Source organism: Yersinia similis, from assembly GCF_001053095.1.
In the GTDB taxonomy this organism is placed as follows: domain Bacteria; phylum Pseudomonadota; class Gammaproteobacteria; order Enterobacterales; family Enterobacteriaceae; genus Yersinia; species Yersinia similis.
Genome location: NZ_CGBP01000004.1, coordinates 195,228 through 208,755 on the forward strand (window position 1 = coordinate 195,228; position 13,528 = coordinate 208,755).

Here is a 13,528-nt window from a genome sequence, read left to right on the forward strand (position 1 = left end):
CAAAGGGCTGCTTTCATCAGTAAATACATATCGAGTAAACACCTATCTGATCGGCAAAGAAACACCTTAATCAGTCGATCTGTTTAACCTCAACACGTAATTCTTTTGGTACTTCAAAAACAATACTTTCTTCGCGGCCACTGAGTTCAATCGATTCACCAGCGCCGAGATCTTTTAAGCGTGCAATCACTTGCTGTACCAAAATATCGGGGGCGGATGCGCCAGCGGTAACACCGATACACTTGGCACCCTGTAACCAAAATTCCTGAATATCTGCGGCAGAATCAATCAGATAAGCGGGCTTGCCCATTCGCTGTACCAGCTCGGCCAATCGGTTAGAGTTAGAGGAGTTTTTCGACCCCACGACCAATACGATATCGGCATCATTTGCCAGATTACGTACTGCCTCTTGCCGATTGGTTGTGGCATAGCAAATATCATCTTTGCGTGGGCCGACTATCTTTGGGAAACGCGTGTTCAACGCATCGATCACAGCGGAGGTATCATCGACCGATAAGGTGGTCTGCGTCATAAAACACAGATTATTCTCATCTTTGACGTTCAACTGCCAAACGTCATCAGGCGATTCAACCAAATACATACCCCCGTTAGGGTTGCTGTATTGCCCCATAGTCCCTTCTACTTCTGGATGACCTGCATGGCCGATCAAAATAGCTTCTTTACCCTTACGGCTCGCACGGGCAACTTCCATATGGACTTTGGTAACCAATGGACAGGTCGCATCAAACAGCATCGTCAAATTACGCGAACGGGCCTCTGCCCGAACAGCCTGTGACACACCATGGGCCGAGAAAATCAAAATGGAGCCATCTGGCACCTCTGAAATTTCCTCGATAAAGATAGCACCGCGCTCGCACAGGCTATCAACTACATAGCGGTTATGTACTACCTCATGGCGTACATAAATTGGCGCGCCATACATTTCTATCGCGCGTTCAACAATACTGATAGCCCGGTCAACACCGGCACAAAAGCCACGTGGATTAGCCAGCAATATCTGCATAGACAACCTCCTGTTGGGGGTCAATCTCCAGTATTTCAAGTTCAAAACTGACAGAGTGCCCAGCCAACGGGTGATTAAAATCAACAGTAATAGACTCTTCTGCGACTTCCCGCACGACACCCGGCATTTCACTGCCATCGCGAGAGCTGAATAACATGATGGTGCCGGCATCAGGCACACCGGTCTCAGAAAAATCACGTGGGGTGAAATACTGAATAAGATCCGGATTTTCCACACCAAAAGCATCTTCAGGCCGTAATGTAAAAGCGTGCTTATCGCCCACGGTCAGCCCCAACAATTGCTGTTCCAGTGCATCAGAAAGGCTGTTATCACCTAAACGAAAGAGCGCCGGTTTACCGTGAGTGTGTGTTGACTCAGCCGTTGAACCATCTTCAAGCTTTAGAGTGAAATGCACTAAAACAGCGCTATTATTTTGCACCGATTCAGTCGTTTTTACCGTTCCAGTATGTTGTACCGATTCGGTATCTTGTACAGATTCAGACATATCACTCATCTTTATTCACCGCGTTTTTTTCTGCCGGACTTAAGAAGCCTTCAAAGATAACCAACGCTGCACCAATGCATATCGCCACATCGGCCAGATTGAACGTCGGGAAATGCCAGTTATTGATGTAAAAATCGAGAAAATCGTTGACTGCGCCATGCACTAAACGGTCATATAAATTCCCGAGTGCACCACCGATAATTAATGCATAAGCACAATTTATCAGGCGTTGCTTTGCCGTTGAGCGATACATCATGGCCATTAATACGACGGAGATGCCTATCGCAATACCGGCAAAGAACCAACGCTGCCAACCACTTTTATCCGCCAAGAAGCTAAATGCTGCGCCAAAATTCTGCGCATAGGTTAGGTTGAAAAAAGGAATCAGTGGCACCGATTCATACAGAGCAAAGTGGGCCATGACCCACTGCTTGCTACTGATATCCAAGATGACAACGACAACTGCCAGCCATAACCAGCGCAATCCGGTCGAGCAAATAGATTTATTCATCAGGCGAACTTACGCTCCTCACCATCACCAGCAACGTTAGTGACACAGCGGCCACACAGTTCAGCGTGCTCTGCTACCAAACCGACATCTTGCGTGTAATGCCAGCAACGTGGGCACTTCTCACCGTCAGCCTTATTAAAGGTAATTTTCAATCCGGCAATTAATTCACTTTGCTGAGCATCATTGCCCGCATCAGCATAAGCGGCCACTTTAGCGGCAGAAGTCAGTAGAACAAAGCGCAGTTCATCTTGCAAACTATTCAAACGAGCTGCCAGTTCAGGCTCTGCGTATAACGTCACGGCTGCCTCTAATGAGCCACCAATGCGTTTATCGCTACGGGCCTGCTCCAACACTTTGTTCACTTCGCCGCGCACTTTCAACAATTCAGCCCAGAAAGCATCATTCATACTTTCGTTGTCCGCCAGACCAAACAGACCGTCATACCATTCTTCAGTGAAGACATATTGCTGACGCTCGCCTGGTAGATGATTCCAGATTTCATCCGCAGTAAAGGACATAATTGGGGCCATCCAGCGAACCAACGCTTCTGCAATATGGAACAATGCTGTCTGACAGCTACGGCGTGCGATGCTGTCGCCTTTCGCGGTGTACTGACGGTCTTTAATGATATCCAGATAGAAGGACCCCATCTCAACCGAGCAGAACTGCATCAGCCGTTGTACCACCAAATGGAAATCGTAATTCTCATACGCTTCCATAATCTCTGCCTGAGCTGCTTGCGCACGGCCAACCGCCCAGCGATCGACCACAACCATCTCTTCCGGTTTCACTTGATCCTGTGCCGGATCAAAACCATTTAGGTTAGCTAAGAGGAAACGTGCAGTATTACGGATACGGCGATAGGAGTCTGCAGAGCGTTTCAGAATTTCGTCAGAAACGGCAATCTCACCGGTATAATCGGTTGATGCCACCCATAGGCGCAGAATGTCACCACCCAGCTTATTCATTACATCTTGTGGGCTGATGGTGTTACCAATGGATTTGGACATTTTGCGACCCTGACCATCCACCGTAAAGCCGTGGGTCAGTACCTGGCGGTAAGGCGCTTTGCCTTTCATCGCGGTAGCAATCATCAGTGAAGACATAAACCAGCCGCGGTGCTGGTCAGAACCTTCCAGATACATATCCGGACTATGACCACCAAATTCAGGGCGGGCGTCAACGACCGAAGAATGGGTGGAGCCAGAGTCAAACCATACGTCCAGCGTATCTGGCACTTTGACATAATCCGCTGCATCGGCACCTAAAATCTCTGCCGGATCCAGATCCCACCACGCTTGAATGCCATCTTGCTCAACACGTTTGGCCACTTCTTCCATCAGTTCAATACTGCGTGGATGAAGTTGTTCGGTCTCTTTGTGAACGAACAGAGACATCGGCACACCCCAAGTACGCTGACGAGAGATACACCAGTCTGGGCGGTTTGCTACCATGGTTTCGATACGCGCCTGACCCCAATCCGGGATCCATTGCACGTCTTTGATCTCTTGAAGTGACTGCTTACGCAAACCCTTCTGATCCATGCTGATAAACCACTGCGGCGTTGCACGGAAGATAATAGGGGTTTTGTGACGCCAGCAGCATGGGTAGCTGTGGAGCAGTTTTTCAACGTGCAGCAGCGCGCCTTTCTCACGCAGTAACTCGACAACTATATCGTTGGCTTTAAACACAAACAGGCCGTCCAGCGTTGGATAAGTACCCGCCAGATAGCAACCGTTTGGACCCACAGGGTTCGCCACTTCTAAGCCATATTTTTGGCCGATAACAAAGTCATCCGGGCCGTGACCTGGTGCTGTGTGAACCGCACCGGTACCGGCATCCAATGTAACGTGGTCACCTAAAATGGCTGGAACATCAAAGCCCATAAAGGGATGGGTAAAGCGCAACAGTTCCAGATCTGAGCCTGTGCAACTTCCCAACACAACCCACTGAGTAATGCCAGCGCGCTTCATGACGCTCTCAACCAGATCGGCTGCCAGAATCAGGCACTCGCCCTCAACCTGAACCAACTGGTAAAGATATTCGGCATTCAGTGAAATAGCCCGGTTAGCAGGCAGAGTCCATGGCGTGGTAGTCCAGATAACCAGTGAGATTGGGCCGTTAACGGCAGACACACCAAATTTGGCCGCAACAGTTTCCGTATCAACCGCGTTAAAACGCACATCAATAGATTGTGACGTTTTATCGTAATATTCAACTTCTGCTTCAGCCAGCGACGAACCGCAATCGGTACACCAATGCACAGGTTTGGCACCTTTATGCAGATGACCGTTATCAATGATTTTGCTTAATGCGCGGATGATATTGGCTTCAGTTTTGAAATCCATCGTTAGGTAAGGATGGTCCCAATCACCCAACACGCCCAGGCGAATAAAATCTTTCTTCTGGCCTTCAACCTGCTCAGCGGCATATTTACGGCAAGCAGTACGGAACTCCGCAGCGCTGACTTTCTCGCCCGGCTTACCAATTAATTGTTCAACTTTTAGTTCGATCGGCAAACCATGGCAATCCCAACCGGGTATATACGGTGAATCATATCCAGCCATTCCTTTTGATTTAACAATAATATCTTTGAGAATTTTGTTAACAGAGTGACCAATATGAATGTTGCCGTTCGCATAAGGGGGGCCATCGTGCAAAATAAAGGTCTTTTTACCTTTCTTGGCCGCACGAATAATCCCGTATAAATCCTGCTCATACCAACGTTTCAGCATGTCAGGTTCACGCTTAGCCAGATCGCCGCGCATCGGGAACCCTGTTTCAGGCAAGTTCAGGGTATTCTTGTAGTCACTCATTAGATTCTCGGTTCCGTTTCGGCTAGAAATATTAAACCGGTGTCTTTAGCCCGAAAAATGTTCGGGCCGTCACCACATCGTTGGCGATTTGCTGCTTTAAGGCATCGAGCGAAGCAAAACGCTGTTCGTTGCGCAGTTTTGCGCGTAGCACCACATCAATATGGCACCCATAAAGATCCATAGTTACATCAAGCAGATGAACCTCAAGCTGCTGACGGACGCCAGCAACGGTAGGCCGGGTGCCGATATTCGCGACACCGTACAATGGCGTTGAATCCAAGCCATACACATCTACTGCATACACCCCTTTCACCGGAGCAACTAAACGTTTTAACGGCAAATTCGCCGTAGGGAAACCTATCGTCCGCCCCAGTTCATCACCGTGAACCACTCGGCCCGAAATACTGTACGGGTGACCCAATAACGTTTCGGCCAACACCAAATCATCATCATGCAGTGCCTGACGAATCGCGGTGCTGCTGATTCGCAAGCCGCCATCACAAAAACTGTCGGTGCTGATAACATCAAAACCAAACTCAGCACCGGCTTGCTGCAGTAGTTGAAAATCCCCCTGACGCCCTGCGCCAAAGCGGAAGTCATCACCTACCGTTAAAAATTTAACACCCAACTTCTCTACCAGCAACTGAGCAACAAAAGCTTGTGCTGTATTGGCGGCAAAACGTGGGTCAAACTTAACGCACAATAAATAATCAACCCCAGCCTGAGCCAGATATTTGGCTTTATCACGCAAGCGTGTCAATCGGGCTGGTGCTTTATCTGCTGCAAACAATTCCAGTGGTTGCGGTTCAAATATCATCACCATAGCGGGTAAGCCTAAACGCTGCCCCTCGCGCTTTAGTTGCTCTAATAAAGCCTGATGTCCACGGTGGACACCATCAAAGTTACCGATAGTCAGCACGCAACCATGGTGGCGTGCCCGGATATTATGTATACCGCGAATTAGCTCCATAGCTGGCTCAAAACAGTGGAAATCGCCGGATTATACCTTGTACAGCGGTTAAGGTTAACCCGCGATTGGCACCTTTAACCGAAAGTCATACCATTTTGCCAATAATCTGCAGGTAAAATCCCTTTTACTCACTTTATCCTGTAGAATACGTACGCCGTTGAATACAGAAGCAGGCTGAGATTTTTACAAGAACCACCGTCGAATCCCTTCGAGGCAGTGAACTGTGGAATTTTCTTTCGAAAGACTGTATTCCGCAGCGCGAAGCTGGTAAAATCCCGCTCCATCACAACGTAGCAAGTGCCGCCCGTACAAACGGCGCTTATTTGCACAAATCCATTGACAAACGAAGGCTAAAAGGGCATATTCCTCGGCCTTTGAATTGTCCTCAATAGAATATATTTGGGAGTTGGACCTTGGCTAATATCAAATCAGCTAAGAAACGCGCCGTACAGTCTGAGAAACGCCGCAAGCATAACGCTAGCCGTCGCTCAATGGTGCGTACCTTCATTAAGAAGGTGTATGCGGCAATTGCAGCTGGCGATAAAGACGCAGCGCAAAAAGCATTTAATGAAATGCAACCAATCGTGGATCGTCAGTCCTGTAAAGGTCTGATCCACAAAAACAAAGCAGCGCGTCATAAGTCAAACTTGGTCGCGCAAATCAACGCAATGCAGTAATTGCATTACATTGAGTGTGCTTGTAAAAAGACCGGCTTAGGCCGGTTTTTTTATATCTATCGTTTGGCCATTACGATGTTCAGTGATGTTCCCACCACTCAGCAGCAGTGGGCCTGTTTACAACGACTTGACTTAACAGTTAAACAACGCTGAAAAATCTTTGTTACATACCCGCTGTACTGCCGGATGTTGGATCATGCGCTCAGCAAAAATAACGTAGTACTCTTCCTGTACGTTATCTAAACGGCCAATTTCAATAATTTCACTATCTTTAGCATAAGTATCAGCGGCGTATATCGTTGGGGCGACAAAAATAGCATCGTGATAAACAGCAAATGCATTCATCAGGGCAGCATCATCAAATTCACCCAAAACCTCTACCTGCAGGCCTTTACTGTTAATCCAGTTGAGTAATTTTCGCCCTAACATTGAGCGGCGGCCAGGGATCAACAAACGCTTTTGCTGCAAACTGGCAGGGAAAGGTAGATCAGGGACAGGCTGGCGACAATAGAAACTGACACTGCACTCCCCCAATTTTACTGAAAACAACCCCTCTTGCTGACTGGAGTCAACCGGGCAATCAGACAAAATCATATCCAATTTGTGCTGGCTGAGCTGTTCTAACAACATCTCATGGGTGGATTCAAAACAGCGTAGATGAATTTTTTCATGCTCAACCACAGCAGTTTCCAGTACCTGACTCACTAAACGCTTCGATAATGCATCGGCGACGCCGACATCGAATAACAGGTGGGATTCTTTACGGTAGTTAACGATATCCAGCATTTCCTGGCTAAGCATAAACATTTTATCCGCGTAGCGGAAAACCAGTTGCCCCAGTTCTGAAGGGACCAATCCCCGCCCCCGCCGTTTAAATAACTTACCGCCTAAGCGCCCTTCCAGCGCTTTAATTTGGCCGGTGATTGTTTGTGGAGTCAGAAACAGTGCCTCTGCGGCTCCAACAACCGAGCCTTCTTTACAAACCTGCCAAAAATAATAAAGATGATTGAAATTAATATGTGACATTCGCATGTTGTTATCTCCTTAACATACCGCCAAGCCAGATACATGGCCTCATGCACGACAAACCATCTTTGTTATGAGACTACGCATAACGAGAGTCTAAAACTCCACCAGGCATTGCTGCCTGCATATTGGCAGCAATGCTGGATCAATAACGTGATGGTACATTACCTTACGTTAACGGCCTTCCGACGAGCGGGTAAAGCCAAACGCAGTAAGCTGTAACCCACAACAGCCGCGGTAGTAGAGCCTAGTAATATACCTAGTTTGGAATAGGTCGTCAGAGCGATATCTGTGCCTTCAAATGCCAGTGATGCGATAAATATCGACATAGTAAAGCCGATCCCACACAACACTGAAACTGCAAAAATTTGCTTAAAGTTTATTGCATCGGGCAGTTTAGCAATCCCTAACTTAACCGCGAGCCAACTAAAAGCGAAAATTCCCAACGGTTTACCGATAAACAGACCTGTTGCAATCCCCATCGGCAGTAGTGACGTCAGCCCTGCAAGAGAGACTCCTTGTAAAGAGACACCCGCATTGGCAAAAGCAAACAGTGGCAAAATTAAATAGGCAACCCACGGATGTAAACCATGCTCCAGCGATTCAGAAGGAGATCGTTGGTCTTTGGTATGCAGCGGGATCATAAAGCCAACAATCACCCCAGCCAAAGTCGCATGTACACCCGATTTAAGAATACAGACCCACAACACCAAGCCGACCAGCAGATAAGCTGATGTTTTCCCTACACCACGCCAGTTCATATACGCCAGCAAAGCAATAGCCGCAGCAGCAATACCCAAGGATTGCAATGAAACCTGCTGGGTATAGAACAACGCAATAATAATAATGACGCCAAGGTCATCAATAATGGCTAATGCCAGTAAAAAGACCTTCAGCCCGGTTGGAACCCGGTTACCTAATAGCGCCATCACTCCCAATGCAAACGCAATATCAGTCGCTGCCGGGATCGCCCACCCTTGGCGAGTCACCTCATCAGCTCCATTGAACAGTAAGTAAATCAGCGCTGGGGCTAACATCCCCCCCAATGCAGCTATCGCGGGGAAAACTGCTTTATCGCGGCCCGCCAGAGAGCCTTCCATCAACTCACGTTTAACTTCCAGCCCTACCACCAGGAAAAACACAGCCATTAGACCATCGTTAATCCACAGCAATAACGGCTTACTGATATCCAGCGAAGCTATTTTTATCGAGACGGGTATATCAAGAAATGATTGATAAACCCCTTGTAGGGAGCTGTTCGCCATCAACAACGCGATAGCGGCAGCAATAATCAGAATCAGGCCGCCGGCTGCCTCTTGGCGTAAAAATTGACGAATGATATTTGTCACAATGAATAACTCCTTACATCGGACAGAGAGCTGTTGCTCGACAAATCAAGTCACGAATTTTAAGATAATTATCAGATCGAAAAAATTCATTTTTATCACGCACAATGATCGTAAAAACCGATCTATTGATAACGCATATCACTTTACCCATATTCAAATAATGAAAAAAATCCTCGATATAAATCGAGGATTTCTTTAATTTTACTTTATTAGCTAGCTAGCCGCTAATTAACCACGCAATTAGCGTGTCAGGTCGTCAAAGAATTTTTTAACGCCATCTAAGAAGCTTTTAGCTCGCGGGCTATTTTTTTCACCAGCAGCACCTACAAAGCTCTCTTCCAGCTCACGCAGCAGTTGTTTTTGTTTTTCGCTCAGGCTAACCGGCGTTTCAACCACAACTCGGCATAACAAATCGCCTTGGCTACCGCCACGAACAGACTTAACGCCTTTGCCGCGCATGCGGAACATTTTACCTGTTTGGGTTTCAGCAGGGATTTTCAACTTAACCCGCCCATCCAATGTAGGGACTTCGATTTCGCCGCCCAATGCCGCCATTGCAAAGTTAATAGGAACCTCACAATACAGATTGTTGCCTTCGCGCTCGAAGATTGGATGCGCCTTAACTTGTACCTGGACGTACAAATCACCTGACGGTGCGCCATGCTCACCCGCCTCACCTTCACCACTTAAGCGAATGCGATCACCAGTATCAACACCCGCCGGAATTTTGACCGACAGCGTTTTAGATTTCTCAACACGACCATGCCCATGGCACTTGTTGCACGGGTCTTTAATGATTTGACCACGGCCATGACAATGAGGACACGCCTGTTGTACGGTAAAGAACCCTTGGCGCATCTGTACCTGACCTGCCCCATGGCAAGTTGGACAAGTGACCGGTGAACTCCCCGGTTTAGCGCCGCTACCGTGACAAACATCACATTCATCCAGCGTTGGGATTCGGATCTCTTTGGTTACACCACGTACGGCTTCTTCCAGTGTAAGATCCATATTGTAACGTAGATCTGAACCACGGGATGCACGCTGCTGACGCCGGCCACCACCAAAAATGTCACCAAAAACATCACCGAAGATATCGGAGAAATCAGCACCGCCGCCGCCGCCACCACCACCGAAACCACCGCCTCCCATACCACCTTGTTCAAAGGCTGCATGACCGTATTGATCATATGCCGCACGCTTTTGTGCGTCGGTCAGAATTTCATAGGCTTCTTTGGCTTCTTTAAACTTCTCTTCGGCGTTCTTATCCTCCGATTTACGATCCGGATGGAATTTCATTGCCAGGCGTTTATAGGCTTTTTTGATTTCACGCTCTTCGGCGTCCCTGCTGACGCCTAAAACCTCGTAATAATCTCTCTTCGCCATTCTCTTTTTTCCTACCCTTAACATGCGTGCACGGGCGTAGAGTTTCCTCGACGCCCGTGCTGGTTTCCAGCAACAGTAAGGTCTACCACTGCCGTGCCCGCTTAAGGGCGATTATTTTTTGTCTTTTACTTCTTCGAATTCGGCGTCTACAACGTCGTCTTCTTTCTTGGCACTGGTATCGCCAGCATCGCCGCCTGCGGCAGCTTGTTGCTGTTGAGCCATTTCCAGCAATTTCCCGGAAACCTGTACCAGAGCCTGAGTTTTCGCTTCGATTTCAGCTTTATCTTCACCTTTCAGTGCAGCTTCCAAGCCTTTCATTGCTTCTTCGATAGCGGTTTTGTCTTCTGCTGGTAATTTATCACCGGCTTCTTCCAACTGCTTACGAGTTCCGTGGATCAGGTGGTCAGCCTGGTTACGGGTCTGAACCAGTTCTTCAAACTTACGGTCAGCTTCTGCGTTTGCTTCAGCATCACGTACCATTTTTTGAATCTCTTCCTCGTTCAAACCAGAAGAGGCCTTAATGGTGATCTTCTGCTCACGACCAGTATTCTTGTCTTTAGCAGACACATGTAAAATACCGTCGGCGTCGATATCGAAGGTGACTTCGATTTGCGCCATGCCACGAGGTGCAGCCTGAATACCATCCAGATTGAACTGACCCAGAGATTTATTATCCTGAGCACGTTTACGCTCACCCTGCAGCACATGGATAGTTACCGCAGACTGGTTGTCTTCAGCAGTAGAGAACACCTGACTGTGCTTGGTCGGGATAGTGGTGTTTTTAGTGATAAGCGGAGTCATCACACCACCCATGGTTTCGATACCCAGTGACAGTGGAGTAACGTCCAACAGCAGAACGTCTTTCACTTCACCAGACAGAACCCCACCCTGCACAGCGGCACCAATTGCTACCGCTTCATCTGGGTTCACATCTTTACGTGGTTCTTTACCGAAGAAGTCAGCCACTTTCTTCTGAACCATTGGCATACGAGTCTGACCACCCACCAGGATAACGTCCTGAATGTCGGAAACAGACAAACCAGCATCTTGCAGAGCCACTTTCAGTGGTTCAATAGAGCGGTTTACCAAATCTTCTACCAGTGACTCCAATTTAGCGCGAGTCACTTTGATGTTCATGTGTTTTGGACCGCTGCCATCCGCCGTGATGTACGGCAGGTTAACATCGGTCTGCTGTGCAGAAGACAGCTCGATTTTTGCTTTTTCAGCGGCTTCTTTCAAACGCTGCATTGCCAGTGGATCGGTACGCAGATCCATACCCTGGTCTTTCTTGAATTCTTCAACCAGATAGTTGATCAAACGGCTATCGAAGTCTTCACCACCCAAGTGGGTATCACCGTTGGTTGCCAATACTTCGAAGGTCTTTTCGCCATCAACTTCGTCGATTTCGATAATTGAGATATCGAAAGTACCACCACCGAGGTCATAGACCGCGATAGTACGGTTACCAACTTCTTTATCCAGACCGTATGCCAGTGCAGCTGCGGTTGGTTCGTTGATGATACGTTTTACTTCCAGACCTGCAATACGGCCCGCATCTTTAGTTGCCTGACGTTGCGCATCGTTAAAGTAAGCAGGTACGGTAATAACCGCTTCAGTTACTGGCTCACCCAGATAATCTTCAGCCGTTTTCTTCATTTTTTTCAGCACTTCAGCAGAGATCTGCGGCGGTGCCATTTTCTGGCCTTTAACTTCCAGCCAAGCATCACCATTATCTGCAGCAATAATTTTGTACGGCATGATGTCTTTATCACGCTGTGCTTCTTCGTCTTGGAAACGACGGCCAATCAAACGCTTGATGGCAAACAGTGTATTTTGAGGGTTAGTGACAGCCTGACGCTTAGCCGGTTGACCAACCAGAGTTTCACCATCTTGGGTATAAGCGATGATAGAAGGCGTTGTGCGATCGCCTTCGCTGTTTTCCAGCACACGTGCTTTAGTACCATCCATAATTGCTACACAAGAGTTGGTAGTACCCAAGTCGATACCAATAATTTTACCCATCTAAAACGCCTCCACTAAAAAGTCATATTCGGTCAAGTTACTAATCTATATATGGGCGGATTGTTTATTTTCAACTGCCCGCATTCTCATAATCAATGTTTTTCACACCCAGCATTTTACTGATGTATGTATCCGCTGATCCACGATTAGTCCTTGTGGTTGGAAATAAGATGGGGCCACGAAACTCAGCATCAAGGGGGATGATGAAAAAAAATTACTTTTTATCCCACTCAAGATCATTGTCTCTAGCGACGCGGATCATTATGATGCGGCGCGCACTGAGGGATTTCGACGACTTTTCGTTCATTCAGTAGCCTTATACTTATTCGGATAAATATCCATTTTTTAGCGTTCTGTTAATTGCAGAGGACTTATGAACACCATCAAGTTGGCGAATCCTGGCCCATTAGGCCTTATGGGCTTTGGGATGACTACCGTCTTGCTAAACCTGCACAACGCAGGTTTCTTCCCACTGAGCTCTGTTATTTTGAGCATGGGTATTTTTTACGGCGGCCTGGCACAAATTCTCGCGGGTCTATTGGAGTATAAAAAAGGCAACACATTTGCCGCTACCGCATTTACCTCTTATGGCGCATTCTGGTTAAGCTTAGTCGGCCTGTTGATGCTGCCTAAAATGGGCTTGGCAGAAGCTACTGATACCCAGTTCTTGGGCGTGTATTTAGGTCTGTGGGGTATTTTCACACTGTTTATGTTCATCGGCACATTACCCGCTAACCGCGCATTACAGTTTGTTTTCGGCAGCCTGACGATATTGTTTGCTCTATTGGCCGTGGGGAACTTCACCGATAATCATGCGCTGTTAATGTTCGCCGGTTTTGAAGGCATTATCTGTGGCGCCAGCGCGATTTATTTAGCAATGGCAGAAGTACTGAACGAACAGTATGGCCGTACTATATTACCTATTGGTGAACCGAGCCAAACCTTACAAACCCAAGCTGTAATTTAATTACAACACAATTAGAAAGCTTGTATTACAAAGCACTTTGAATGTTAGGTAAAAATTAATACTCAAGGTGCTTTTACTTTCCCTATCAGCCATTTAAAATACGCCCCCATTAATTACCTATCAAATCCAAGTACAACCCCACTTAATTAACATCCCAATGGCAAACACACTATAGAATAGTCAATCCTAGTAACGAAAAATAGATAAAGTAAAAAAAACGAATCATCATATAATCCTCGGCGACTCGATAGCGAAAAGTAATATTTAAACTAACA

At 47.3% G+C, this 13,528-nt stretch carries 11 protein-coding genes; 2 read left to right on the forward strand and 9 right to left on the reverse strand.

Annotated elements, in window-relative coordinates; all coding sequences use genetic code 11:
• Positions 1–70: 70 nt before the first annotated feature.
• The 5 genes from ispH to ribF are packed head-to-tail and all read right to left on the reverse strand — an operon-like array spanning position 71 to position 5,826.
• Positions 71–1,024, reverse strand: a complete 954-nt coding sequence (ispH, locus tag AC971_RS05155) for a 4-hydroxy-3-methylbut-2-enyl diphosphate reductase (protein ID WP_025382533.1) — start codon at positions 1,022–1,024, stop codon at positions 71–73.
• A complete protein-coding gene (fkpB, locus tag AC971_RS05160) occupies positions 1,005–1,538 on the reverse strand; it encodes an FKBP-type peptidyl-prolyl cis-trans isomerase (RefSeq protein ID WP_025382532.1) in 534 nt (177 codons plus the stop codon). Before fkpB ends, ispH begins: the two co-directional genes overlap by 20 nt.
• A complete protein-coding gene (lspA, locus tag AC971_RS05165; protein WP_025382531.1) occupies positions 1,531–2,040 on the reverse strand; it encodes a signal peptidase II in 510 nt (169 codons plus the stop codon). Before lspA ends, fkpB begins: the two co-directional genes overlap by 8 nt.
• On the reverse strand, positions 2,040–4,856 hold the full coding sequence (gene ileS / locus AC971_RS05170) for an isoleucine--tRNA ligase (RefSeq protein ID WP_025382530.1): 2,817 nt from the start codon (positions 4,854–4,856) through the stop codon (positions 2,040–2,042). The genes lspA and ileS overlap by 1 nt, the downstream gene beginning before the upstream one ends.
• Positions 4,857–4,887: 31 nt before the next feature.
• Positions 4,888–5,826 (reverse strand): bifunctional riboflavin kinase/FAD synthetase, encoded by a 939-nt coding sequence (ribF, locus tag AC971_RS05175; protein WP_025382529.1) that lies wholly within the window; start codon positions 5,824–5,826, stop codon positions 4,888–4,890.
• 413 nt (positions 5,827–6,239) lie between these two features.
• On the opposite strand from ribF, the gene rpsT reads away from it, so the two are divergent.
• On the forward strand, positions 6,240–6,503 hold the full coding sequence (gene rpsT, locus AC971_RS05180; protein ID WP_002220715.1) for a 30S ribosomal protein S20: 264 nt from the start codon (positions 6,240–6,242) through the stop codon (positions 6,501–6,503).
• A 132-nt stretch (positions 6,504–6,635) separates the two neighbouring features.
• On the opposite strand, the gene nhaR is transcribed toward rpsT, so the two are convergent.
• The 4 genes from nhaR to dnaK all read right to left on the reverse strand — a co-directional run bounded on the left by nhaR (position 6,636) and on the right by dnaK (position 12,286).
• Positions 6,636–7,535 (reverse strand): transcriptional activator NhaR, encoded by a 900-nt coding sequence (gene nhaR, locus AC971_RS05185; protein WP_025382528.1) that lies wholly within the window; start codon positions 7,533–7,535, stop codon positions 6,636–6,638.
• A 158-nt stretch (positions 7,536–7,693) separates the two neighbouring features.
• Positions 7,694–8,878, reverse strand: coding sequence for a Na+/H+ antiporter NhaA (gene nhaA, locus AC971_RS05190; protein ID WP_025382527.1), 1,185 nt, complete (start codon positions 8,876–8,878; stop codon positions 7,694–7,696).
• Between the two features lie 240 nt (positions 8,879–9,118).
• A complete protein-coding gene (dnaJ, locus tag AC971_RS05195) occupies positions 9,119–10,264 on the reverse strand; it encodes a molecular chaperone DnaJ (protein WP_025382526.1) in 1,146 nt (381 codons plus the stop codon).
• 111 nt (positions 10,265–10,375) lie between these two features.
• Entirely contained in the window at positions 10,376–12,286 is a 1,911-nt protein-coding gene (gene dnaK, locus AC971_RS05200) for a molecular chaperone DnaK (protein WP_012105698.1), read from the reverse strand.
• A 373-nt stretch (positions 12,287–12,659) separates the two neighbouring features.
• On the opposite strand from dnaK, the gene satP reads away from it, so the two are divergent.
• Complete coding sequence (satP, locus tag AC971_RS05205; RefSeq protein WP_025382525.1) at positions 12,660–13,253, forward strand: acetate uptake transporter; 594 nt, start codon at positions 12,660–12,662, stop codon at positions 13,251–13,253.
• The last annotated feature ends 275 nt before the right edge of the window (positions 13,254–13,528 follow it).

What these genes read in the sequence shown, in the direction of transcription:
- fkpB (WP_025382532.1), bottom strand. Translation starts at nt 1,538, where the DNA reads ATGAGTGATATGTCTGAATCTGTACAAGATACCGAATCGGTACAACAT.
- dnaK (WP_012105698.1), bottom strand. Translation starts at nt 12,286, where the DNA reads ATGGGTAAAATTATTGGTATCGACTTGGGTACTACCAACTCTTGTGTA.
- dnaJ (WP_025382526.1), bottom strand. Translation starts at nt 10,264, where the DNA reads ATGGCGAAGAGAGATTATTACGAGGTTTTAGGCGTCAGCAGGGACGCC.
- satP (WP_025382525.1), top strand. Translation starts at nt 12,660, where the DNA reads ATGAACACCATCAAGTTGGCGAATCCTGGCCCATTAGGCCTTATGGGC.
- ribF (WP_025382529.1), bottom strand. Translation starts at nt 5,826, where the DNA reads ATGGAGCTAATTCGCGGTATACATAATATCCGGGCACGCCACCATGGT.
- ispH (WP_025382533.1), bottom strand. Translation starts at nt 1,024, where the DNA reads ATGCAGATATTGCTGGCTAATCCACGTGGCTTTTGTGCCGGTGTTGAC.
- ileS (WP_025382530.1), bottom strand. Translation starts at nt 4,856, where the DNA reads ATGAGTGACTACAAGAATACCCTGAACTTGCCTGAAACAGGGTTCCCG.
- nhaR (WP_025382528.1), bottom strand. Translation starts at nt 7,535, where the DNA reads ATGCGAATGTCACATATTAATTTCAATCATCTTTATTATTTTTGGCAG.
- lspA (WP_025382531.1), bottom strand. Translation starts at nt 2,040, where the DNA reads ATGAATAAATCTATTTGCTCGACCGGATTGCGCTGGTTATGGCTGGCA.